The 22,395-nt window shown below is 59.4% G+C and carries 21 protein-coding genes; 5 read left to right on the top strand and 16 right to left on the bottom strand.

Annotation, left to right across the window (positions count from 1 at the left end; genetic code table 11):
* Positions 1 to 64 precede the first annotated feature (64 nt).
* The 9 genes from sitD to K7H21_RS05870 all read right to left on the bottom strand — a co-directional run bounded on the left by sitD (position 65) and on the right by K7H21_RS05870 (position 7,797).
* Positions 65 to 919 carry an iron/manganese ABC transporter permease subunit SitD gene (gene sitD, locus K7H21_RS05830; protein WP_049112340.1) on the bottom strand — a complete coding sequence of 285 codons (855 nt, stop codon included), beginning with the start codon at positions 917 to 919 and terminating at the stop codon, positions 65 to 67.
* The gene (gene sitC / locus K7H21_RS05835) at positions 913 to 1,761 is read right to left on the bottom strand and encodes an iron/manganese ABC transporter permease subunit SitC (RefSeq protein WP_004124162.1); all 849 of its coding nucleotides are present in this window, start codon (positions 1,759 to 1,761) and stop codon (positions 913 to 915) included. Before sitC ends, sitD begins: the two co-directional genes overlap by 7 nt.
* Positions 1,758 to 2,579 (bottom strand): manganese/iron ABC transporter ATP-binding protein, encoded by an 822-nt coding sequence (locus tag K7H21_RS05840; RefSeq protein WP_004124160.1) that lies wholly within the window; start codon positions 2,577 to 2,579, stop codon positions 1,758 to 1,760. Before K7H21_RS05840 ends, sitC begins: the two co-directional genes overlap by 4 nt.
* Positions 2,576 to 3,493, bottom strand: a complete 918-nt coding sequence (locus tag K7H21_RS05845) for a metal ABC transporter substrate-binding protein (protein WP_195729252.1) — start codon at positions 3,491 to 3,493, stop codon at positions 2,576 to 2,578. Before K7H21_RS05845 ends, K7H21_RS05840 begins: the two co-directional genes overlap by 4 nt.
* Positions 3,494 to 3,671: 178 nt before the next feature.
* A complete protein-coding gene (locus K7H21_RS05850) occupies positions 3,672 to 4,634 on the bottom strand; it encodes a LacI family DNA-binding transcriptional regulator (RefSeq protein WP_004124158.1) in 963 nt (320 codons plus the stop codon).
* A 56-nt stretch (positions 4,635 to 4,690) separates the two neighbouring features.
* Complete coding sequence (locus K7H21_RS05855) at positions 4,691 to 5,605, bottom strand: ROK family protein (RefSeq protein WP_004124157.1); 915 nt, start codon at positions 5,603 to 5,605, stop codon at positions 4,691 to 4,693.
* Positions 5,606 to 5,812: 207 nt separating this feature from the next.
* Entirely contained in the window at positions 5,813 to 6,127 is a 315-nt protein-coding gene (locus tag K7H21_RS05860) for a PTS lactose/cellobiose transporter subunit IIA (RefSeq protein ID WP_004104873.1), read from the bottom strand.
* Between the two features lie 23 nt (positions 6,128 to 6,150).
* On the bottom strand, positions 6,151 to 7,473 hold the full coding sequence (locus K7H21_RS05865; RefSeq protein ID WP_004134311.1) for a PTS cellobiose transporter subunit IIC: 1,323 nt from the start codon (positions 7,471 to 7,473) through the stop codon (positions 6,151 to 6,153).
* A 9-nt stretch (positions 7,474 to 7,482) separates the two neighbouring features.
* On the bottom strand, positions 7,483 to 7,797 hold the full coding sequence (locus K7H21_RS05870) for a PTS sugar transporter subunit IIB (RefSeq protein WP_004104871.1): 315 nt from the start codon (positions 7,795 to 7,797) through the stop codon (positions 7,483 to 7,485).
* A gap of 174 nt (positions 7,798 to 7,971) precedes the next feature.
* On the opposite strand from K7H21_RS05870, the gene K7H21_RS05875 reads away from it, so the two are divergent.
* The 4 genes from K7H21_RS05875 (at position 7,972) to K7H21_RS05890 (ending at position 14,467) form a co-directional block, all read left to right on the top strand.
* A complete protein-coding gene (locus K7H21_RS05875) occupies positions 7,972 to 9,243 on the top strand; it encodes a PTS sugar transporter subunit IIC (protein ID WP_049113211.1) in 1,272 nt (423 codons plus the stop codon).
* 223 nt (positions 9,244 to 9,466) lie between these two features.
* Positions 9,467 to 10,804, top strand: coding sequence for a maltoporin (locus K7H21_RS05880; RefSeq protein ID WP_004124149.1), 1,338 nt, complete (start codon positions 9,467 to 9,469; stop codon positions 10,802 to 10,804).
* Between the two features lie 12 nt (positions 10,805 to 10,816).
* Positions 10,817 to 13,012, top strand: a complete 2,196-nt coding sequence (locus tag K7H21_RS05885) for a CBM35 domain-containing protein (RefSeq protein ID WP_142470338.1) — start codon at positions 10,817 to 10,819, stop codon at positions 13,010 to 13,012.
* A 54-nt stretch (positions 13,013 to 13,066) separates the two neighbouring features.
* On the top strand, positions 13,067 to 14,467 hold the full coding sequence (locus K7H21_RS05890; protein WP_112167325.1) for a glycoside hydrolase family 1 protein: 1,401 nt from the start codon (positions 13,067 to 13,069) through the stop codon (positions 14,465 to 14,467).
* Positions 14,468 to 14,697: 230 nt separating this feature from the next.
* Here the strand turns inward: K7H21_RS05890 and K7H21_RS05895 are convergent, their stop codons facing one another.
* From K7H21_RS05895 to hypA, 7 genes are all read right to left on the bottom strand, one after another.
* The gene (locus tag K7H21_RS05895) at positions 14,698 to 15,645 is read right to left on the bottom strand and encodes an alpha/beta hydrolase (protein ID WP_087829805.1); all 948 of its coding nucleotides are present in this window, start codon (positions 15,643 to 15,645) and stop codon (positions 14,698 to 14,700) included.
* Between the two features lie 117 nt (positions 15,646 to 15,762).
* On the bottom strand, positions 15,763 to 17,835 hold the full coding sequence (gene flhA, locus K7H21_RS05900) for a formate hydrogenlyase transcriptional activator FlhA (protein WP_004124140.1): 2,073 nt from the start codon (positions 17,833 to 17,835) through the stop codon (positions 15,763 to 15,765).
* 231 nt (positions 17,836 to 18,066) lie between these two features.
* Positions 18,067 to 19,077, bottom strand: coding sequence for a hydrogenase expression/formation protein HypE (hypE, locus tag K7H21_RS05905; protein WP_004124137.1), 1,011 nt, complete (start codon positions 19,075 to 19,077; stop codon positions 18,067 to 18,069).
* A complete protein-coding gene (hypD, locus tag K7H21_RS05910; protein WP_049113431.1) occupies positions 19,074 to 20,195 on the bottom strand; it encodes a hydrogenase formation protein HypD in 1,122 nt (373 codons plus the stop codon). The genes hypE and hypD overlap by 4 nt, the downstream gene beginning before the upstream one ends.
* On the bottom strand, positions 20,196 to 20,468 hold the full coding sequence (locus K7H21_RS05915) for a HypC/HybG/HupF family hydrogenase formation chaperone (protein ID WP_004104861.1): 273 nt from the start codon (positions 20,466 to 20,468) through the stop codon (positions 20,196 to 20,198).
* Positions 20,459 to 21,331 carry a hydrogenase nickel incorporation protein HypB gene (gene hypB / locus K7H21_RS05920; protein ID WP_004124116.1) on the bottom strand — a complete coding sequence of 291 codons (873 nt, stop codon included), beginning with the start codon at positions 21,329 to 21,331 and terminating at the stop codon, positions 20,459 to 20,461. Before hypB ends, K7H21_RS05915 begins: the two co-directional genes overlap by 10 nt.
* A 7-nt stretch (positions 21,332 to 21,338) precedes the next feature.
* Entirely contained in the window at positions 21,339 to 21,683 is a 345-nt protein-coding gene (gene hypA, locus K7H21_RS05925) for a hydrogenase maturation nickel metallochaperone HypA (RefSeq protein ID WP_139529008.1), read from the bottom strand.
* A 208-nt stretch (positions 21,684 to 21,891) separates the two neighbouring features.
* On the opposite strand from hypA, the gene hycA reads away from it, so the two are divergent.
* A complete protein-coding gene (hycA, locus tag K7H21_RS05930) occupies positions 21,892 to 22,341 on the top strand; it encodes a formate hydrogenlyase regulator HycA (RefSeq protein WP_004124100.1) in 450 nt (149 codons plus the stop codon).
* The last annotated feature ends 54 nt before the right edge of the window (positions 22,342 to 22,395 follow it).

Below are 22,395 nucleotides of genomic sequence, written 5' to 3' on the forward strand. Positions count from 1 at the left end.
CTCCCCGGCTCGCGCTGCGCTTAGCCGGGCTACAATTCGCGCGGTCTGTAGCCCGGGTAAGGCGTCAGCCGCGACCCGGGGCCTCGCCGGAACGGGCCGTGGTTTGACTATCGCGAACCGAGGTCCAGACAAATGCGATAACGAACAGGGCGGTAAACAACACCACAATGGTCGGCGCCGGCGCGCTGTCGAGATAAAACGACAGCCACACGCCGCCCAGCGAACAGCTTAATGCCATCGCCACCGCCAGCAGCAGGGCGCTGACAAAACGCCGGGTCAGCAGCAGAGCAATCGCCCCCGGCGCTATCAGCAGCGAAATCGACAAAATGATCCCCACCGCTTTCAGCGTCGCCACGATGGTCAGCGCAATCATGCACAGCAGCCCATAATGCAGCAGCCCGCAGCGCAATCCGCTGGCCTTCGCCTGCTGCGGATCAAAGGCGTGCAGCAGAAAATCACGCCACTTAAGCCCGATTATCAGCGCAATCGCCAGCGCAATCAGCGACGTTTGTACAATATCGCTGGCGGAAATACCCAGCATGTCGCCAAACAGAATATGATCGAGATGGACCTCCGACTGAATCGACACGTACAGCACCAGGCCTGCGCCAAACATCCCGGAAAATACGATGCCCATGAGGGTATCGCGCTTAATGCGGCTGTTATCGTCGAGATAACCGGTGGCGATGGCGCAGAACAGCCCGGCGATAAACGCGCCGATGGCGAAGGGGATACCGAGGATATACGCCACCACCACGCCCGGAAAAACCGCGTGGCTCATGGCATCGCCCATCAGCGCCCAGCCCTTGAGTACCAAAAACACCGACAGCAGCGCGCAGGGGATGGCAACGATCGCCGCCACCAGCATGGCGTTGACCATAAAGGAGAACTGGAAAGGTTCAAGCAGCGCGCTCAGCATGAGGCCTCCCTGGCGCGGCGACGGCTGGCGAGCAGGCCGTGCTTCGGCGCGAAAACGAACGCGGCTAAAAACAGCAGCGTCTGGGCGACGACGATAATTCCGCCGGTCGCCCCGTCCAGATAGTAGCTCAGCCACGCGCCGAAAAAGCTGGTCAGGCTGCCAATCGCGACGGCAATCGCCAGCAGGCGCGGGAAGCGGTCGGTCAACAGCCAGGCGGTGGCGCCGGGCGTCACCACCAGGCAAATCACCAGAAACGCGCCGACGGTTTGCAGCGCCGCCACGGTACAGGCCGCCAGCAGGGTAAAGAACAGCAGCTTCAGCCCGCTGGTGTTGAGGCCAATCGAGCGGGCGTGATTCTCATCGAAAAAGGTCACCATCAGGTCTTTCCACTTCAGCAGCAGAATCGCCATCGAAATAAAGCCAATTGCCGCCAGCTGAATAATATCCTCTGGAGCAATAGCCAGAATATTGCCGAGAATAATGGTCTGGATATTCACCGAGGTCGGGTTCAGCGACACCATAAACAGGCCGATACCGAAAAAAGAGGAGAAGATCAGGCCGATAATTGCATCTTCCTTCAACTTCGAACGCTGGTTAAGAAACAGCATGCTGCCCGCCGCCAGCCCGCCGGAAAGAAACGCCCCCAGCGCGAAAGGCAGGCCGAGCATATAAGCGCCCGCTACGCCCGGCACGATAGAGTGGGAGAGGGCATCGCCAATCAGCGACCAGCCTTTGAGCATCAGGTAGCAGGAGAGAAACGCGCACACTCCGCCCACCAGCGCTGAAACCCACATCGCGTTCAGCATATATTGATAACCAAACGGCTCCAGCAGCCAGCTCATCTTTCGCCTCCCGCCGCCCGGCGGCTGATAAACGGCCGCTCATCGTCGGTAATAATCCTCTCTTCCGCGCCGCTCAGCACCACGTGGCGCAGCACGCCGCTAAAAGCCAGTTCGAGGTTTTCGGCGGTAAAGGTGCTTTCCGTCGGGCCGCTGGCCAGCACGGTGCCTTTGACCATCACCGTGTAGTCGCAGAACTCGCTCACCGAGCCGAGGTTGTGGGTGGAAACCAGCATGGTGCAGCCTTCGTCGCGCAGCTCCCGCAGCAGCTCGATGATGCGCGCTTCGGTCTGCACGTCGACGCCGGTGAAGGGTTCATCCAGCAGAATAACTTTTCCCTGCTGAGCGATAGCGCGGGCCAGAAACACGCGCTTTTTCTGCCCGCCGGAGAGCTCGCCGATCTGGCGCTGCCGGTACTCGCTCATGCCGACTCGCGCCAGGGCGGCATCGACAATCTCATGGTCGCGCGCTTTAGCCCGCCGCAGCCAGCCCATATGGCCGTAGCGCCCCATCATCACCACATCTTCCACCAGCACCGGGAAAGACCAGTCCACCTCTTCCGCCTGCGGAACGTAGGCGACGAGGTTCTGCCGCAGGGCGCGGTTAACCGGCTGGCCGAGGATCGCGATATCGCCTTTACCGACGCGTACAAAGCCCATCAGCGCTTTAAACAGCGTCGATTTGCCCGAACCGTTCACCCCGACCAGCGCGGCGATGGCGCTGCGCGGCACGCGGAACGAGGCGTCGCGCAAGGCAGTATGACCGTTGCGATAGGTCACGCTGACATTGTTGACCGCGAGACCCGGTAGCTCGTGACTCATGCCTGTTTCCTTAGTCCGTCGTTGATGCCCTGGACGATGGTTTGGGTGGTGACGCGCAGCAGGTCGAGATAGGTCGGCACCGGGCCATCGGCGGCGCTCAGGGAGTCGACGTACAGGACGCCGCCATAGTGGGCGCCGGCTTCTCTTGCCACCTGACGCGCCGGTTTATCGGAAATGGTGCTTTCGCTAAAGATAGTCGGGATATGCGCTTTCTTCATGGTGTCGATGGTTTTCCGCACCTGCTGCGGCGTGCCCTGCTGGTCGGCGTTGATCGGCCACAGATAGAGCTCCTGCAGGCCGTTATCGCGGGCCAGATAGGAGAACGCCCCCTCGCTGGTTACCAGCCAGCGCTTATCCTGCGGTAGCTTCGCCAGTTCCGCCTTCAGCGGCGCCATGGACTGGCGGATCTTCTCTTTATAGGTCTCAGCGTTATGGCGATAGGCGTCGGCATTTTCAGGATCGTACTTCACCAGCGCGTCGCGAATGTTATCGACATAGATCAGCGCATTGTCGGCCGACATCCACGCGTGCGGGTTGGGCTTACCGTTATACGGCCCCTCGCTGATGCCCATCGGCTGAATGCCGTTGCTGACCACCACTTCCGGTACGCCGTTCAGGTGCTGATAAAAGCGGGCGAACCACAGTTCAAGGTTCAGGCCGTTGGCGAGGATCAGCTGTGCGCCCTGCGCGCGTTTGATATCGCCGGGCGTTGGCTGATATTCGTGGATCTCGGCTCCCGGTTTGGTGATGGAGCTGACGTCGGCGGCGTCGCCCGCAACGTTTTGCGCCATGTCGGCGATCACCGTGAAGGTGGTAATCACTTTAAATTTCTCTTTTGCCTGGACGGGGGCGACGGCCAGCAGCGCCAGCGTGGCGGCAAACATCAGATGCTTCAGGGGTGGCAGGTGCAGCATAAGGTCCCTCACAACGTTGCGGTTAATTAATCATCATTTATAGCCATTGCTATGTTATATAGCACAAGCTATTTATAAATGAAAATAATTCTTATTTAGATGTAAGGCGAATGATTAGCGTGCGAACCCGCGGCGGGAGAGAAAAAGGCCCGGCCACGCGGAAGGCCGGACGCTGAAATCAGGAGAGATCGGCCACCGACTGGCGGGGGATCAGGCGGCCCGCCAGCGTACGCCCTTCGGGAGAGAAGGTGGGGCGCTCGTCAATCAGGTTGCGGATACGCTGCAGGCAGTTCTCCATCAGCTGCTCCAGCGGCCAGGAGATGCACGTCAGCGGCGGATTGAGCAGCGAGGCAAGGGGAGAATCTTCCAGGCTCAGCAGCGAGACCTCCTGCGGTACGGCAACGTTGAACTCGCGCAGCAGGCGCATCGCTTCGGCGGCGTAGCGGTCCCGTTTCACGATAATCACCGAGTATTTGCTGAAGCTGTTAATCAGCGTCAGCAGCGCCTGTTCAACGTTATCGTTGGCCGCCAGCATCAGCTGCCGGTTAAAAGGGATGGAGTAGTTTTGCAGGACGTTGCGATAGCCTTCGAGCATCTGGCGGCTGGCGTCATCGCTGTCGTTATCAACGAGCAGCGCGATATTGCGATGGCCCTTGCCGATCACGTAGCGGCAGGCGCTCTCGGTGGCAAAAGCGTAGTCGTAGCCCTGATTATTGACCCCGGCAATGCTGAAGCGGTCAAAGGAGATCACGTTGCGCGGCGCATCCGCCGGGACGGCGCCGAGCACCACCACCGCCACGCACTGGCGCTGTAAATCGTCGACGACCGCCGCCTGTTCCGCCGCATCCGTCACGTACTGAACAATCAGGTTTTTATTCAGCCCCTTCAGCGCAAGCGAGAGCATCGGTAGCAGGCGCGCGCCGCTGCTGTCATCGTTCGCCGGGATCACCAGCCCCACGTGATTGGATGTCTGACTGGCGAGGTTTTGCGCGGCAAAGCTCGGGCGGTAGTTCAGTTCCTCTACCGCGCGCAGCACCGCTTCCCGGCTCTCTTCGCGCACGCCCCGCGTGCCGGTCAGCACGCGGGATACCGTCGCTCGGGAGACATTCGCTAATCTTGAAACATCATCAATGGTTGGCATGGCATTTTCTGTCTGAATATTTTCGCCTAGCTTAGCATACCTGCTGAAAAAAGTGTCTACCGCCGACCGGCTTCAGCATCGGCCAGAACCGGCAGCCAGGCCGCGCCGCGCACGCCACTGGCGTCACCGAAGCGGGCCTGTTTGATCTGCGTTCGGCAGCTATCGGAGAAGAGATACGGGACGATCGCCGACGGCAGTTGCTCATAGATTTGCCCGACGTTGGAGAGCCCGCCGCCCAGCACAATCACCTGCGGATCGAGGATATTGATTACCGACGCCAGGCTGCGGGCGAAAGCGTCGATAAAATGCCGCCAGTGGGCCAGCGCCTGGGGATCGCCGTTTTGCGCGGCGGCGATAATCGCTTCGGATCGCGCCTGCGCGCCGTAGCGGCGGGCAAAGCCGGTGCCGGAAATAAAGCTTTCGATGCAGTTCTCTTTTCCGCAGTAGCAGGGCTGTGCCGGGCCGTCGCGATCGGGGCAGTAGCCCGGCAGGGGATTGTGTCCCCATTCGCCAGCGATGGCGTTAGGCCCGCTGAGCAGCTGTTGGTTCACCGCAACGCCGCCGCCGCAGCCGGTGCCGATGATAACGCCGAAAACGGTCATCGCCCCCGCGCCCGCGCCGTCCACCGCCTCAGAGAGGGTGAAGCAGTCGGCATCGTTCGCCATCCATACCGGCTGGCCGAGCTCCCGTATCAGGTCATGACGCAGGTCGTGGCCGTTAAGCACCAGACAGTTACAGTTTTTAATCAGGCCGCTTTGTGGGTCGATAGCCCCCGGCAGGCCGATACCAAGGGTAAACGGACGCTCGCTCCAGGCGCGGACGCTCTCAATTAGCCCGAGCAGCTGCTGCATAAACGCGTCGTAGCTCTCTTTATGCGTCGGACGGCGCTGGCGATAGACGCATTCGCCCGCCGCGTTGAGCAGGACGGCTTCCATTTTGGTGCCGCCGATGTCTAAACCGAGATGTAGCATGGTTGTCCTTAATCGTGGTAGCCGGTTTCCCGGGGCCAGCCGGTTTTCTCCGAGAGGGAGCTACGCGTGCTGTCCAGGTAGCCCGGCTAAGCGCAGCGCGAGCCGGGAAGTCAGCCAGGTGACATGAGCATTTACCGTTTTCCCGGGTCGCGGCGTAAACGCCTTACCCGGGCCAGGTCATCTCCTCACTCCTGGAGAGGAGGAACTCTACGCGTGCAGCGGTCGCGAGCGGTAAATGGCGATCAGTTCGCCGATCAGCTCTTTCGCCAGAATCGAGGTCATCAGATGATCCTGAGCGTGAACCATCACCAGGGTCATTTTGGTTTTACCCTCTCCCTCGTCGGCCTCAATCAGCTGGGTCTGCACCCGATGCGCCTCGCGGGCGAAATGCGCCGCTTCTTTCATTTTTTCGTCGGCGGCGGCGAAATCCCCCGCTTTAGCGCAGCTCAGCGCTTCGTAGCACAGGCTACGCGACTGGCCGGCGTTGATGATGATACCCATCACCTGTTCTTCTAATTCCATGATAACCCTCTGAATAGTATGAATTATGCGGACTGCGGCGCGCTTTCGGCCTGGGCGGCCGCGTTAGCGTGTTCCTGCTCCAGCAGCTGTTTTTCGTAGGCCTTGAGGAACGGCAGGTACATCACCATCGCCGTTGCCATACAAATCAGGCACATGATCACCGGGCTAAAGCTCCAGTTCGCCGCCCACGAGGCGCCGATAGGGGCGGGCGTCGTCCACGGCGTCATCGACACCACGCGGCTCACCAGGTCCAGCTTCAGCGCAAAGTAGGCCAGGGTCGCGTTGATCATCGGCACCAGCACGAACGGCAGGAAGAATAGCGGGTTCATGATGATCGGCGCGCCAAACAGAATCGGCTCGTTGATGTTAAATACGCCCGGCACCACGCCCATCCGGCCAATCGTTCGCAGGTGCACGGCCTTGCTGCGCAGCAGCATCAAAGCCAGCGGCAGGGTGGATCCGACGCCGCCGATCAGCAGGTAGTGATCCCAGAAGCCCTGGACGTAGATATGCGGGATCGCGGTGCCTGCGGCCATTGCCGCCTGGTTGATCGACAGGTTCGCCATCCAGAACGGATTCATAATCCCGGTGACGATCAGCGCCCCGTGGATCCCGGCAAACCACAGCACCTGGCACACCAGCACCGACAGCAGGATCGCTGGTAGGGTATCGGAGGCCGCCACCAGCGGTTTCACCAGCGACATGATCGCTTCCGGGATAATCATCCCCAGCTGCGCTTCGATAAACAGATTCAGCGGATGCAGCGTCAGCACGATCGCCAGCACCGGGATCAGGATTTCAAACGAGCGCGCCACGCCCGCCGGGACTTCCGGCGGCAGACGAATGGTAATGTTGTGACGCTTGAGGAAGGCGTACAGTTCGGTGGAATAAATCGCCACCAGAATCGCGGTGAAGATCCCCTGGCCGGAGAAGTAGGCGGTGGAGATCTGGCCATCCTTCAGCGGCGCGGCCACCAGCAGAAACGACATCAGCGACAGCATTCCGGCGGTCAGCGAGTCCAGATTGTGGTGTTTCGCCAGGCTGGCGGCGATCCCGACGGCGATAAACAGCGTCATTACCCCCATGCTGAAGTTAAACGGCAGCATCAGCGCATCGCGATGATCGAGAGAAAATTGCAGCCAGGCGCGGGCAAATCCCCACGTCGTATCCGGAGAAAACGGCGGGAAAATAAAGACCAGCAAAAACGATCCGACGATCATAAAGGGCAGGGCGGTAATAAAACCGTCGCGGATGGAGGTGACGTATTTTTGCTGGCCAATCGCACCCGCCATAGGCGTGATCTTCTGTTCAATCACGGCGATCAGCTTCGCGTACAGAGAGCTCATGATCTTTCCTTAGTTTTTGTTATCGATAAGGGAAAGCGCGAAATCGAGTACGGCGCCGCCTTTCTGCATGCCGTAATCCATCATGTTGATGGGTTCCACGCGGATACCGTATTTATCAGCCTGCTTTTGCAGATCTTTCTGCATGTATTTCACCTGCGGCCCCAGCAGGACCACCTGGTAATGGCCGACCTGTTGATCGAATTCCGCGACGCCGAAGGCGTTGATCTCCACCGGCAGACCGCGCTGCTCGGCTTCGGCGATCATTTTCTTCACCAGCAGGCTGGTGGACATGCCCGCGGAACAGCACAACATTATCTTTTTCATATATCGCTCCTGATGAGATGGATGCGCCGACTATAGTCATAATGGATATAAAACGGAAAGCGCTTTCCTTTTGTGGATTTATTTATTGTGACAACGATCACCTATGGCGGGCTTTTACTTTATCCGGGAGTGCGCGATCATCCTGGCGATAAACTATTCCTATAAGGCAGGACTATGAACATTCAGTTGATGAATGTTGTCGTCGATATCATCGAGCAGCGGCTGGCGCCGCTGGCCAACGTTCTGACGCGCAATAACCACATCACGGCGATGCGCGACAGCTTTGCGCTGGCGATGCCGTTTGTGATTGTCGGAAGTTTGCTGGTGCCGATTTTGTTTCCGCCCGTTTCCATCGACGGCGCATCGTTTTTCGGCCAGTTCTATTTCCAGCTACGGCCCATTCTGCTGCCGACCTTCGAACTGACCATCGGGCTAGTGGCGCTGATTGTGGCCTTCGGCGCCAGCGCCAGTCTTGCCAAGCAGTACCGGCTGCCTGAGCGGCTCTGCGGGCTGACCGGCTGCCTGGCGTTCTTGCTGTTTATCGGCTTTCGCGGCAACGGCGCGACCAATATTTTCCTCGGCGGGATGGGGATTTTTACCGCTCTGATTTCAAGTACTTACTCCATTGAGATCGTGCGCTTCTTCTACAAGAAAGGCTGGTGCATCCGCCTGCCGGAAGAGGTGCCGGTGATGACCCGCAACGGCTTTCAACTGCTGATCCCGCTGCTGGTGGTGATGCTCTCCATCAGCGTCATCAACGCGCTGCTGCTGCAGAGTACCGGGCGCATTTTACCGGAGCTGATTAGCGAAGCGGTGCGGCCGCTGGTGGTGGCGTCCGACACCTTAACCGCGGTATTAATTTCTTTATTTATCTGTAACCTGCTTTGGTTTGTCGGCATTCACGGCGCGCTGATTATCACCGGGATTATGAACCCGTTCTGGATGACCTATCTGTTTGAAAACCAGCAGGCGCTGGCCGCCGGTTCCGCCACGCTGCCGCATATTTACCTGCAGGGGTTCTGGGATTTTTACCTGCTGATCGGCGGCATCGGCTCCACTTTACCGCTGGTGTTTATGGCGATGCGCAGCCGTTCGCGGCAGCTGAAAAGCGTGGGGAAAATTGGCCTGCTACCCTCGCTGTTTAACATCAATGAGCCGATACTGTTTGGCTTTCCGATTATCATGAACCCGGTCTTTCTGCTGCCGTTTCTGTTTGTTCCGCTGATAAATGCTTGTATAGCATGGTATTTAACCCAGCTGGGGATTCTCGATCGGGCGGTGGCGATGCTGCCGTGGTCGATGCCGGCGCCGCTCGGCGCGGCGTGGTCAGCTAACGGCAGCTGGAAAAACCTCTGCATGTGCCTGTTCGCCATTTTTAACGCCTGGATGCTCTATCGTCCGTTCTTCAAGGTCTATGAACGGCAGCTCGCCGACGCCGAACGCTAAGCTTTTCGCCTGCCTGCCACAGCCCGCTGCGTGTGGGCTTTTTTATATCTGCCAGATTATGTGAACCTCATCACAAATATTCGCCAGCTCTCGTTAAAATTGTGAACTCATCCGGCAATTACGGAAAGCGCTTTCCGTTAACGGATGTACATTTCCGTTTTTGATCCGTAAATTTCCTCCCGTTCTCAGGCAGTGTTAATAAAAAAATAACCAAGGAATAAAAATGATCAGGCTAAATCATTCAATACCTCTGTCTTTACTCGCCCTTGCGGTGATGAGCGACTGCGCCATCGCCGATCCGAAGTACGATTTTATGCTCCACGGCTATATCCGTTCAGGGATCCTCGCCAACGCCGACGGCAACCGCGCCGACTCGGTTGGTCTGATGCCGGACGGCAAGTGGCGTCTGGGCAACGAGGAGGACACCAAGATCGAACTGATCCCGACGGTGACGTTAACCTCGGACAGCGGCGTGGTGGCTAAAGTCCAGGCCAACATTACCCATCAGTCGAAATGCACCTCCGACTGGAACTGTCAGGACGACGACGGGCATGATGTGCAGTTCCGTGAAGGTTTTGCCGAACTGTCAAACCTCGACTTCGCCCCGGAAATGACCTTCTGGGCCGGTAAGCGCTACAGTAGCTCCAACACCTCCAGCCACCAGTTCGACTGGGAGTACATTCAGTACAACGGCACCGGCGGGGGCTTCGACAATATGGATCTCGGCTTCGCGCGCTTCGATGCCGGGGTATACGCCTTCTCGCCAACCGACGAAACCAAAGCCTACCCGGTCGACAAAGGCGATCAGGGCTATCCGGATGACTACTCGCTCAATCTGTGGCTGAAAAAGATCGGCGGCACCGGCTTCGACCTTGAGCTGATTGGCCATCATATGAACCGCAACGAGAAGCACCCGACCTCGGCGGAAAAGGGCTACGGCGTGACCGGCGTCTACAACTTTGACGGCTTTTACGGCCTGACCGGCGGCTACTCTCGCGTGGTCTTCCAGTACGGGCGCGGTCTGGCGGCGGGAGACTCGCTGGGGAAAAACGGCTGGGGCTGGGCAAACCTCGACGATACCCAGTCCTGGCGCGTGGTGCTGGATAACATGGCCTCGCTCGGCGACTGGGAAATCTCCACGTTTGCCTACTATCAGAAAGACAAAAACTACCGCTGGTGGACGGAAGATGCCAACGGCTGGGGACGCACCAGCTGGGTGGCGGGGATCCGCCCGTATCAGCAGATCACCAAAAACTTCGCCATGCAGTACGAGCTGGGCTACGAATATCTCGACGATAAAAACTACAAAGGCGTGGACGGTAAAGGCAAAGGCGGCCTGACGAAAGTGACCATCGCGCCGACCCTGACCTTTGATTCCGGCTTCTGGACCCGCCCGCAGCTGCGCTTCTTCGTCACTTACGCGAAGTGGGATAAAGGCGTGTCCGACGCGCTAGACGGCAACTATAACTGGGACACCAATACTATTTCCGCAGGCGGCTACTCGCGCAGCGGCGACACCGACACGCTGAACTTTGGCGTGCAGGCCGAAGTCTGGTTCTAAGGAGAGATAACGATGATTAAGCCGGTGACAAAACTGATGCTCGTCGCGCTGCTTTCGGCGCTGGGAAGCGCAGGAGCGATGGCCGCAGAGCGCTCGCACTTTGAACACTTTATTACCCGCGACGGTGCGACGCTAAAAGACGGCGACAAGGTTTTCCGCTTTGCGGGCATCCACGCGCCGGAGCTGCACCGTATTGAGGACGATGCGCGCGGTACCTGCAAGGCCGACTCGCGCGGCTGGGGGCAATATTTCCGCTGGCCGACGGCGGAAGAGCAGGAAAACTGGATTAAGGCGCTGGTGCAAACCGGCGCCAGGGCGCAGCGGGTATACGTGCTCTCGGTGCAGCAGGCGTTTGACGAGGCCTGCGGTCGCGAAACCCATATTCTGGCCCCGGAAACCGCCGACGGCATGCCGCGCCTGAATGAAAAGGCAATGCGGGTATACGACAACATGATCGCCGAGGCGGACAAACAGGGGCTGCGCCTGATCCTGCCGTTTATCGATCACTGGTGGTGGTGGGGCGGTCGCGAGCAGCTGGCGGCGTTCTACTACGAAAAGCCGGAGGATTTTTACCGTACCGACAGTAAAACCTTCAAGGCCTATCTGGACGTGATTCGCCAGGTCATCACCCGTACCAACAGCGTGACCGGTCGTCCTTATTACGACGAAAAAGCGATTATGGCCTGGGAGACCGGCAACGAACTGGAAGACACCAACGCGGCGTTTCTTCAACAGACCGCCGCGTGGATCAAAAAGTGGGCGCCGCATCAGCTGGTGGTCGATGGCACCTACAAGAAAATTAACGGGTTTGCGCTTAACGATCCCCATGTCGATATCGTCAGCAACCACTACTACACCAATGCCGATAACAACCATCCCGATCAGGTGAAAAAAGACCTGACGGCGGCAGCGGGTAAGAAAGTCTATATGGTGGGCGAATTCGGCCTGCTGGACGCGCAGCAGCTTAACGCCATTATGCAGTCGATCGTCCATAGCGAAGTCAACGGCGCGCAGGCGGCGGGCGGTTTAATCTGGGGCTTCCGCGGTCATCGTCACGACGGCGGCTTCTACTGGCATAAAGAGTCCACCGGCCACTACAGCTACCATCTGCCGGGCTTTCCGGTGGAAGGTAAGGCCAATCAGGAGATGGAAGTGGTCGACCTGGTGCGCACCGCCGCGGCGCAGATGACCGGGCTGGAGAAAGCGCCGCCGCTGCCGAAGCCGGATGCGCCGACGCTGCGGGCGACGGATTCACCTTTTGCGATCAACTGGCTGGGGGCGGCGGTAGGGCGCGCCTACGATGTTGAGCGCGCCGATTCGGCATCCGGGCCGTGGAAGGTGGTGGGGCGCGACATTTCCGACGGCGTTAACGAATGGAACCCGCAGACGATGGATCTGTTCCGCGATGACTATCGCAGTCTGCGGCTGGGGAATACCTACTATTACCGCGTCATCGCTAAAAACGAGAGCGGCAGTTCATCGCCTTCGAACGTGATTAGCGTGAAGCATACTCAGGCGAATCAGGCGCCGGAAGTCACGCTGGCGGAGAGGCTCACCACCAGCCAGGATCAGGGCGTGCAGCTGAGCGCGAGCTGGCGCGATGACGGGCTCCCGGACCGCGACGTAAAGGTGAACTGGAGCAACGGCGGCAGCGCGCAGGCTCATTTTTGCGCGACGGATAAAGCCGAAACCCGCGCCTGGTTCAGCGCCCCCGGTGAATACGCGCTGACCTTTAGTGCCGATGACGGTCTGCTCAAAAGCAGCAAAACCGTTAAGGTCACGGTGACGGAAGCCGTCGGTAAAGTCCCCGCCGACTACTGCCGTTTTGGCGGCGGGGTATTGAACGTGACCGATGGCAAAATTGCGGCGGCGAAAAGCGAGAAAGACGCGCTGACGATTGACGAAGACGGCTTCCTCGGGCCGTTCGCCAACGACGGCGATAAGGTGAGCTGGCAGGTTTCCGCGCCGTGGGCCGGCAAGTATCAGCTGCGGGTGACGTTCAGCGGCAAATGGGGCGGCAAGAAAAACTCGTTTATCGTCAACGACGGCGCGCCAATCGCGGTTGAGTTCCCGCAGACCGATGAACAGGGCCAGCAGCTGCTGGTGCCGGTTGAGCTGAAGGCCGGCGATAACCGCATCGACTTCGGTAAATTCGCCGGCGACTGGGGCTACATGTTTATCAAATCGATTGAAGTGGTTGCAGAGTAGTGCTTATTGGCTGCGCCCGTTGGGTGCGGCCTTTTTTAACTTACAGGAGGCGTTATGACCCGGTATCAGTTTCCGGAAGGCTTTTTTTGGGGCGCGGCGGCATCCGGCCCGCAAACGGAAGGGATAAGCAACAAGCCGCACCGTTCTATTTGGGATAGCTGGTTTGCCGAACAGCCGGAACGTTTTTATCAGCAGATTGGGCCGCAAACCGTTTGCGACACCTATCATCAGTATCCCCAGGACGTGGCGTTGATGAAGCGGACCGGGTTCAACTCCTTCCGCACGTCGATTCAGTGGTCGCGGCTGATTGATGACTTCGAAACCGGCGCGCCCAATGCGGACGCGGTGCGTTTTTATCATGCCTACCTTGATGAGATGATTGAAAACGGCATCGAGCCGATGATTAACCTCTACCACTTCGACATGCCGGAAGCGCTGCAAAAGCAGTACGGCGGCTTTGAGTCGGCGCACGTGACGGATCTCTTCGCGCGTTTTGCCCGCACCGCATTCGAGCTGTTTGGTCACAAAGTGAAATACTGGATCACCTTCAACGAGCCGATTGTGCCGGTTGAGGGCGGCTATCTGTACGACTTCCACTATCCCTGCAAGAAAGACGGCAGGCTGGCGGCGCAGGTGGCGTTTAACATTATGCTGGCCCACGCTAAAGCGGTGCGCGAGTTTCGCGCGCTGGCGCTGGAAAGCGAGATTGGCGTGGTGCTGAATCTGACGCCGTCCTATACCCGCAACGACAGTGCGGAGGATAAAAAAGCGGCGTGGTATGCGGATCTGTTCTTCAACCGCAGCTTTCTCGATCCGCTAGTGAAGCATCAGTTCCCGAAAGAGTTGTGCGAAATTCTGGCCGCGCGCGACTGCCTGCCTGAGGTGACAAAAGCCGACGTGGAGCTGATTACCGGATCGCGCGTCGATTTTCTCGGGGTTAACTATTACGTTCCGCGGCGGGTGAAGGCGCGCGAAAGCGACTATACGCTGGACTATTTCACCCCGGAGTTCTATTTCGAAAACTATGTGAATCCAGAAGGGCGCTTTAATCCTTATCGCGATAATAATGAGATTCTGCCGCAGGCGATTTATGACATTGCCGCCAATATTCGCGATAACTACGGCAATATAAAGTGGTTCCTCGCGGAAATCGGTATTGCGATGGATATTGAGTCGGAAGGCGAACCGGGCGAAGACGGGGTCATTGACGATTCGTTCCGCATCGGCCTGATGGAAGAGCATCTGGTGCAGCTGCACCGCGCGATAGCCGACGGCGCGAACTGCTTTGGTGTGCATCAGTGGACCTTTATCGATAACTGGTCATGGATTAACTCGTTCAAGCGCCGCTACGGTTTCTGGCGGCTCGACCTGCAAACCGGAGAGCGGCAGATAAAGCGCAACGCGCTGTGGTTTGCCGAACTGGCGACCAGCAACGGCTTCAGTTCTGATAAATAGCTCGGCAAAATCCCCCGGAGGCGGCGCTTGGCGCGCCTGTCCGGGCTACCAAACCACACGAACTTGTAGCCCGGACTGATGTGCAGTATCGCCTCCGGGAAGTCATACCTACAGGGGCTTCAGATGATCTCCCCGGTGGCGGCTGACGCCTTACCGGGGCTACGGGTCACCGCAGTTTGCGGACAGGTAGCCCGGCTAAGGCGTCAACCGCGAGCCGGGGGTTATCGGCGCTATTTTTTTATTTCCGCCAGCGAGGCTATCCAGTTCATCGCCAGCTGCGGCCACTCGGCGGCGGGCAGGCCCGTTGTCCCACGGATGCCAAACCCGTGTTTCCCCTCGGCGAACAGATGCAGCTCGGTCGGCACCTGCTGCGCGCGCAGGGCGTTAAACATCACCAGCGCGTTATCCACCGGCACGGAAGGATCGTCCACCGCGTGAAAAATAAAGGTCGGCGGCGTCTGCGGCGTGACGTTCTGTTCCGGTGAATAACGACGCTGCCGCTCTGCCGTCGGCGTTTCGCCAATCAACGCCTTGCGCGATCCGGGATGGGCAATCGCCGGAACCATAGAAATAACCGGATAGCCGAGCACCGCGAAATCCGGCCGCGCGCTCTGCTGGTCGATAACATCCACGGCGGCGTAAGCCGGTTCGCTAAAACGGGTCTCCAGGCTGGCCGCCACGTGTCCGCCGGCGGAAAAGCCCATAATACCGATTTTTTGCGGGTCGATACGCCACTCGGCGGCCCGCGCCCGCAGGGTACGCAGCGCGCGCTGGGCATCGGCCAGAGGCGCATCGCTGCCCTCCGCATGACCGTCCGCGGGCATCCGGTAGGTCATCACAAACAGGGTATAGCCCCGGGCGTTAAACACCGGGGCAAGATCGCTGCCCTCTTTATCCAGCACCACCCGCTGATAAGAGCCGCCCGGCGTCACCAGCAGCGCGATACCGTTGGGCTTCTCCGGCGCGTAAACGGTAATTGTCGGAGCGCGAACGCCGGTGACCGCGCGATCGGGCAGCGAGGGGTCTTTGCTGCGCTCCACCAGCGATTCGCTCGCCGGGCTGTTTTTCGCGCCGGGCGCTTCACCGCCGGGCCAGACAGAAAAGGTGGGCAGAGAGGAAAATGCAGCCTGAGAGGAGAAAAGCAAAGCGATGGCGGCGGCCAGAGGTAAACGCGTCATAAGCATCTCCATTAAGGAAAAGGCTTATTTATCATTGATGAGCGGCGGGTAACGCGAGTTGTCTCACAGAACGCTGTTTCATTAAAATCAAAATGAAACAGCGTTCTGAAGATGTGCCTACTGCAGCTGGTCTTTATGAATACCCAAGCGTTTCATGCGCGAAAGCAGAGTAGTGCGCTTTAACCCCAGGCGCTGGGCCGCGCCCTTCGGTCCGGCGACCACGCCGTTGCTCTCTTTCAGCACCCGGACAATCAGCTGGTATTCATCTTCGCCTTCCTCCGGCAGTACTTCCGCCGCCAGCGGCTCCGGCTCGATGCTCATTTCCGGCAAGGAGAGCTGCAGCACGCTGCCGCGGGTCAGCAGCACCGCGCGCTCAATGACGTTTTCCAGTTCACGCACGTTGCCCGGCCACTCCATGCGGCTGAGAAGGCGCAGCGTTTCCGCCGGAATGCTGTCGATATTGCGTCCCAGACGGCGGGCGATTTTAAAGGTGAAGGCCTTCACCAGTAGCGGAATATCGTCCGGACGCTCGCGCAGCGGCGGCAGGTGGATCGGAAAAACGTTCAGCCGATAGTAGAGATCGCTGCGAAATTCGCGATCGGCGACCATCTGCTTAAGATCGCGGTTGGTCGCGGCGATCAGGCGCACGTCGGTATGAATCAGCTTATTGCTGCCGAGACGCTCGAACTCCTGCTCCTGCAACACGCGCAGCAGCTTCGGCTGTAGCTCAACCGGCATATCGCCCACTTCATCAAGGAAAAGCGAGCTTTTGTCCGCCAGTTCGAAACGGCCGATACGCTGGGCGCTGGCGCCGGTGAAAGCGCCGCGCTCGTGGCCAAACAGGTCGCTTTCCAGCAGCCCGGCGGGCATCGCCGCGCAGTTCATTTTGACCATCCGCCGGCTATTGCGGCCGCTCAGATTATGAATAGCGCGGGCAATCAGCTCCTTACCGGTGCCGGTTTCGCCGAGGATCAGCACCGTGCTGTCGCTCTGCGCCACCATCTCCACCTGCTTGAGCACGCTGTTCATCGCCTCGCTGCGGCCAATGATTTCGCCAAACTCGCTCTCCACGTTGTTGAGCTGTTCGGTCAGGGCGAGGTTCTCATCGACCAGCCGCTCTTTCAGGCGCTGAATTTCGCGGTAGGCGAGGGCGTTGTCGATGGCGATCGAGACGCGCTCGGCGATTTGCCGCAGCAGCTTAAGGTTGGTGGTGGTGAAGACTTTCTCATCGCACTGCGCCAGCTTTAGCACCCCGAGCAGGGTATTGCCGGACATTAACGGCAGCAGGCACAGGGTCTGAATTTTGTTATCCCACATCTCGAAAAGCATTTTTTCGTATGGCGCCAGCGGATCATGCTCGTGCAGATTGAGCAGCAGCATCTCTTTGCTTTTGAAGACCCGCTCGGTCAGGGTGCCGGCTTCATCCACTTCGCTCTGGTCGTGCACCGGATGGCTGGCGTCGAGGTAGTGGGTGGAGTAGATGTTGAGCTTGCCTTTGCGGTTGCTGCGCAGCACCACGCTGATGGCGTCGATGCGGAAGTAGCGGTGGATCTCTTTGGCCACTTCGCTGACCAGCTCGTCGATATCCAGCCGCGAGAGCACGGCGTTGGTGATCGCCACGAGGATGCGGAAGTTATCGCGCTCGTGGCACAGCAGGTCGTAATCGACGTTGTTGCTGACCCGGCTCTGGATCTGCTCGGTGACCACGGCGACGATTTGCGTAAAAGTGTGTAGCCGCTGGTACTCTTTTTCAGTCCATGGGCGGTTGTCGTCGCGAATAAATTCGCAGCCGCCGAAGATGCGGCCTTCCGCCGCCAGCGGCAGCAGGCAGTAATAGCCAAAGGTGGGATAGAGTCCGCTTCGGGCGAGCTGCGGCCATGTCTCGGCAAAGGTGGCGCGATCGCAATGCAGCGCATCCGGTCGGGATAGCAGGCGTCGAACCGGGCCGTTGGCGAGGACGGTTTCATCTTCGTAGCTCACCGGATGTCCGGCATCGTCGCAGGCGTGCCTTGTCGCGCGATGGTTGCCGGAATGCCACAGAATAATCGCCGCCCGGTCGGCGAGCGCGGACTGCTGCACCAGGCCGGTCAGCGTCTCGCTCAGCGCGGCCAGATCCGGCTGCTGTAATAAAATGCGGGTGATATCAAACAGACCCTGCTGCCCAAGATCGCCCATCGGTGTATACGACATTGCTTAAGTCCAAAAGCGCCGCAAAGCGGCGCAGAAGAAAGTGATGACACAAATAATAGTCTGTTTATAAAGCGGTTGTTACCGCCGTCCACCCATCCGCGGTTGCCCGCGGGTTTGGGCGGGATAATCATGCTGGTTTTGCCCGGCTCGCGCTGCGCTTAGCCGGGCTACAGGTGTGCGCAGTTTTGTAGCCCGGATAAGGCGTTAGCCGCAATCCGGGGTCCCGCACCGTTAACAAATTCTCGGCAGCGGCTCGGCGTGAGGAAGATCCAGCGTACGTTTGACGCCGTACAGGCCGATGGAGCGCACGCCCGCGCGCGGCACGACCTCGCCGATTATCGCCGCATCGCGGCCTAACGGATGGGACCGTAAATGCGCAAGTACGCTTTCCGCCGCCTCGCGGGCGACGGCGATCAACAGCTTGCCTTCGTTGGCAAAATTAAGCGCGTCCAGCCCCAGCAGCTCGCAGACGCCGCGCACGGTCTCGTTCACCGGCAGCTTATTCTCATGCAGCTCAATCCCGCAGCCGCTGGCGGCGGCGAACTCGTGGGCCACCGCGTTAACCCCGCCGCGGGTGGCATCGCGCAGGGCTTTCACGCCAGCGACGTCGCGCAGCGTCTGAATCAAGGGCGTCAGCACCGCGCAGTCGCTGGACAGCGCGCCGTCCAGCCCCATCTGCTCGCGCAGGTTAAGAATCGTCGCCCCGTGATCGCCAAGCGTACCGCTGACCAGCAGCACGTCGCCGGCGCTAATCTGCTGCGCCCCCCAGCGAATACCGGTGGGGATCACGCCGATCCCGGCGGTATTGATAAACAGCTTATCCGCCGCCCCGCGCGGCACCACTTTGGTATCGCCGGTAACAATGGCGATACCGGCCTCCCGGGCGGTCTGCGCCATGCTGTTCACCACCGCTTCGAGGGTGGCCATCTCCAGCCCCTCTTCGAGAATAAACCCGCAGGAGAGATAGCGCGGCAGCGCGCCGCTCACCGCTACATCGTTCGCCGTACCGCACACCGCCAGCTTGCCGATATTACCGCCGGGGAAAAACAGCGGATCGATAACGTAGCTGTCGGTGGAGAAGGCGAGCCTGTCGCCCTGCGCGCTAAGCTGAGCGAGATCGAGACGCGCCTGATCTTCCTGCTCCGCCAGCCAGGGGTTGGCGAAAGCCTGCATAAACAGGTCGCCGATCAGCTGCTGCATCGCCTGACCGCCGCTACCGTGGGCTAACTGAACGCTTTTCATGCTTCGATTTCCTGACTGCGATATTGATACCAGGCGGCGCAGGCGCCTTCCGATGAGACCATCAGCGCGCCGAACGCGCTCTGCGGGTTGCAGGTCTTGCCGAACAACGGGCACTGGTGCGGCTTACAGCGGCCGGTCAGCACCTCGCCGCAGCGGGCGCGAGGGTCGTCGCTGACCCGCTGCGGCGCCGGGCGGAAATGCGCCTCGGCGTCGAAACGCTGGTATGCCGTCGTCAGATGCACGCCGGAGTCGCTAATCACCCCCAGCCCGCGCCACTCGCTATCGCCGCTAAGGCAAAACACCTCGGCGATGGCTGACTGCGCCAGCGGATTGCCCGCATCGGGCACCACCCGGCGATACTGGTTCTCCACGTTGCTGTGCCGCGCTATTGTCTGCTCAACCAGCATCACCGCGCCTTGCAGTAGATCAAGCGGTTCGAATCCTGCCACCACCAAAGGACGATGATAGTCGCTGGCGATAAAACCGTAGGCGTCGGTACCAATCACCATGCTGACGTGACCGGGGGCGAGAAACGCGTCGATACCGTTATCCGGCTGGTCGAGCAGGCTGCGCAGGGTCGGCAGCAGGGTGATGTGCTGGCAGAAAAAGTAGAAGTTGGCGACGCCGCGCTCGCGGGCCTGACGCAGGGTCAGGGCGGTGGCGGGCATCGTCGTTTCAAAACCGAGTCCGAAGAACACTACTTCACGCTCGGGGTTCTGCTGCGCCAGCTTAAGGGCATCCATCGGTGAATAGACGATGCGGACGTCGGCGCCGCGCGATTTCGCCTGCAGCAGCGAGCCGTTTTTTCCCGGCACGCGCATGGCGTCGCCAAAGGTGCAGAAAATCACCCCCGGACGGCTGGCGATATCGATACAGGCGTCAATGCGTCCCATCGGCAGCACGCACACCGGGCAGCCGGGCCCGTGAATAAACTCGATATTTTCCGGCAGCAGCTGGTCGAGGCCAAATTTAAAAATGGCGTGGGTATGGCCGCCGCACACTTCCATAATGCGCAGCGGACGGTCGGCGGTATGCGGTAGAAGGCGCGCGCGCTGCCGGAGATGTTCCACCAGCTGCATCACCTGTTCCGGGGCGCGGTATTCATCGACATAACGCATTTACCGCTCCTCGCCGTACAGCAGTGCGCCGACGTCCGGCTCGACTTCAAACATATTTTGCAGCGCTTCGAGGGTGTCGCGGGCTTCGGCTTCGTTGATGACGCTCATGGCGAAACCCACGTGGACCAGCACCCACTGGCCGAGACGCGGCTGGCCGCGATCGTCGACCGCGCCCACCAGGGTCAGGTCGACTTCGCGCTGAATACCGCACACTTCTACCTTCGCCAGATTGCCGTCAATGGCGCAGATTTGTCCGGGAATGCCTATGCACATTGTTGCGTCTCCAGCCAGCTAAGCCACTGGTCCATGCCTTCGCCGCTGGTGGCGGAGAGCAGGATGATGTCAATATCCGGGTTCACCTCGCGGGCGCAGGCCAGACACTTCTCCACGTCAAAGTTGAGATACGGCAGCAGGTCGATCTTGTTAAGCACCATCAGGCTGGCGGCGGCGAACATATGCGGATATTTCAGCGGTTTGTCTTCGCCTTCGGTGACCGACAGTACTGCCACTTTATGACGTTCGCCGAGGTCAAAGCTCGCCGGGCACACCAGGTTGCCGACATTTTCGATAAACAGGATCCCACGGTCATTCAGCGGCAGGCGCGGCGCGGCGTCGGCGATCATTTGCGCGTCGAGATGGCAGCCTTTGCCGGTGTTGACCTGAATAGCAGGTGTGCCGGTGGCGCGGATGCGCGCGGCGTCGTTCACCGTTTGCTGATCGCCTTCAATCACCGCGCAGGCGGTTTTCGCTTTCAGCCGCAGCAGGGTTTCCGTCAGCAGGGTAGTTTTGCCGGAGCCGGGGCTGGAGACCAGGTTCAGCACCAGCTGGTTTTTAGCGGCGAAGCGCGCGCGGTTGCGGGCGGCCAGACGGTTGTTTTTATCCAGCACGTCGATTTCCACTTCCAGCATCCGCCGCTGGCTCTGGCCCGGCGCGTGGGTACCCGCCTCGCCGTGACCGTAGTGCAGGTCGCCCACCGCCGAGCGGGTAGGGGAAAAGTTATCGGTTTTCACGCCGGTAATGTTCATCATCCGGCGCGGGGCGGGCGCGAAGGGGGCGCTGCGAAACGCCGAATGCGGGTTATGTTCATCGCCTTCTATATAAAGGTTGCCTTCACCGCAGCCGCAGGTTGTACACATAATCTTATTACTCCACTTCTAGTCGCTGAATCTGTAAGCCGTCATCCGCCACGATTTGCAGCCGGTCGCTCTGACACTGCGGGCAGCGGCGCACGTGCTGCGAGATGAGATGCACGTACTGCTGGCAGGTTTCACACCAGCATTCAGCCTGTTGTTCGGCGATATGCAGCTCGCAGCCTTCCGCCAGCGTGCCGCGGCACACCAGCTCAAAGCAGAAGGCCAGCGCGCTGGCCTCCACGCAGGAAAACGCCCCGACCTTCAGCCACACGCCGGTGACCCGACGCGCGCCGGCCTGCTGCGCCTGCTGTTCGATAATTTCCAGCGCCCGCTGGCTAAGGGTGATTTCGTGCATGGTGCCTCCGTATCGCGATGGCCCTTTAATGCAATAACGATGCCAGGTCACAAGTAATGTCACGAAAATGTCGATGACGCGCGTCAGACATCGTCATCGACATGTCTTTCTGCCGGCCGGTATTTAATAAATTATTTTAAAATCAACTAATTAAATATTGGCATGAAAAGTGCTTAACCGGTGAATCTCATACAACGGGGGATCCGGGATGACTATTTGGGAATTAAGTGAAAAGGCGGACTACATCGCCGATCGTCACCGCCAGCATCAGGAGCAGTGGCACACCTATTGCAACTCGCTGGTACAGGGAATAACCCTGTCGAAAGCGCGTCTGCATCACGCCATGAGCTGCGCGCCGGATAAAGAACTGTGCTTCGTACTGTTTGGCCATTTTCAGGTCTACGTCGCGCTGGCGGAAGGGTTTAACAGCCACACCATCGAGTATTACGTGGAAACCAAAAACGGCGACGACAGGCATCTGATCGCTCAGGCCACGCTGGGCGCGGATGGCACTATCGATGGCCGGATCAGCAACCGCGATCGCGAGCAGGTTCTCGAGCACTATCTGGCGACTATCGCCAGCGTTTACGACCGTCTCTACGAGGCTATCGAACAAGACCAGCCGGTGGATTTAAGCCACCTGACGCTGGCCCGTTAATCGTCAGGTGTCGACAAGTGTCGAAGCTGACACCTGCGCAACCTGTTTTCGTCA

The organism is Klebsiella sp. CTHL.F3a (genome assembly GCF_019890895.1).
Classification (GTDB): Bacteria; Pseudomonadota; Gammaproteobacteria; order Enterobacterales; family Enterobacteriaceae; genus Klebsiella; species Klebsiella grimontii.

Excerpts from the sequence above, each read along its gene's own strand:
- sitD (WP_049112340.1), bottom strand. The coding sequence starts at position 919 with ATGCTGAGCGCGCTGCTTGAACCTTTCCAGTTCTCCTTTATGGTCAAC.
- sitC (WP_004124162.1), bottom strand. The coding sequence starts at position 1,761 with ATGAGCTGGCTGCTGGAGCCGTTTGGTTATCAATATATGCTGAACGCG.
- K7H21_RS05840 (WP_004124160.1), bottom strand. The coding sequence starts at position 2,579 with ATGAGTCACGAGCTACCGGGTCTCGCGGTCAACAATGTCAGCGTGACC.
- K7H21_RS05845 (WP_195729252.1), bottom strand. The coding sequence starts at position 3,493 with ATGCTGCACCTGCCACCCCTGAAGCATCTGATGTTTGCCGCCACGCTG.
- K7H21_RS05850 (WP_004124158.1), bottom strand. The coding sequence starts at position 4,634 with ATGCCAACCATTGATGATGTTTCAAGATTAGCGAATGTCTCCCGAGCG.
- K7H21_RS05855 (WP_004124157.1), bottom strand. The coding sequence starts at position 5,605 with ATGCTACATCTCGGTTTAGACATCGGCGGCACCAAAATGGAAGCCGTC.
- K7H21_RS05860 (WP_004104873.1), bottom strand. The coding sequence starts at position 6,127 with ATGGAATTAGAAGAACAGGTGATGGGTATCATCATCAACGCCGGCCAG.
- K7H21_RS05865 (WP_004134311.1), bottom strand. The coding sequence starts at position 7,473 with ATGAGCTCTCTGTACGCGAAGCTGATCGCCGTGATTGAACAGAAGATC.
- K7H21_RS05870 (WP_004104871.1), bottom strand. The coding sequence starts at position 7,797 with ATGAAAAAGATAATGTTGTGCTGTTCCGCGGGCATGTCCACCAGCCTG.
- K7H21_RS05875 (WP_049113211.1), top strand. The coding sequence starts at position 7,972 with ATGAACATTCAGTTGATGAATGTTGTCGTCGATATCATCGAGCAGCGG.
- K7H21_RS05880 (WP_004124149.1), top strand. The coding sequence starts at position 9,467 with ATGATCAGGCTAAATCATTCAATACCTCTGTCTTTACTCGCCCTTGCG.
- K7H21_RS05885 (WP_142470338.1), top strand. The coding sequence starts at position 10,817 with ATGATTAAGCCGGTGACAAAACTGATGCTCGTCGCGCTGCTTTCGGCG.
- K7H21_RS05890 (WP_112167325.1), top strand. The coding sequence starts at position 13,067 with ATGACCCGGTATCAGTTTCCGGAAGGCTTTTTTTGGGGCGCGGCGGCA.
- K7H21_RS05895 (WP_087829805.1), bottom strand. The coding sequence starts at position 15,645 with ATGACGCGTTTACCTCTGGCCGCCGCCATCGCTTTGCTTTTCTCCTCT.
- flhA (WP_004124140.1), bottom strand. The coding sequence starts at position 17,835 with ATGTCGTATACACCGATGGGCGATCTTGGGCAGCAGGGTCTGTTTGAT.
- hypE (WP_004124137.1), bottom strand. The coding sequence starts at position 19,077 with ATGAAAAGCGTTCAGTTAGCCCACGGTAGCGGCGGTCAGGCGATGCAG.
- hypD (WP_049113431.1), bottom strand. The coding sequence starts at position 20,195 with ATGCGTTATGTCGATGAATACCGCGCCCCGGAACAGGTGATGCAGCTG.
- K7H21_RS05915 (WP_004104861.1), bottom strand. The coding sequence starts at position 20,468 with ATGTGCATAGGCATTCCCGGACAAATCTGCGCCATTGACGGCAATCTG.
- hypB (WP_004124116.1), bottom strand. The coding sequence starts at position 21,331 with ATGTGTACAACCTGCGGCTGCGGTGAAGGCAACCTTTATATAGAAGGC.
- hypA (WP_139529008.1), bottom strand. The coding sequence starts at position 21,683 with ATGCACGAAATCACCCTTAGCCAGCGGGCGCTGGAAATTATCGAACAG.
- hycA (WP_004124100.1), top strand. The coding sequence starts at position 21,892 with ATGACTATTTGGGAATTAAGTGAAAAGGCGGACTACATCGCCGATCGT.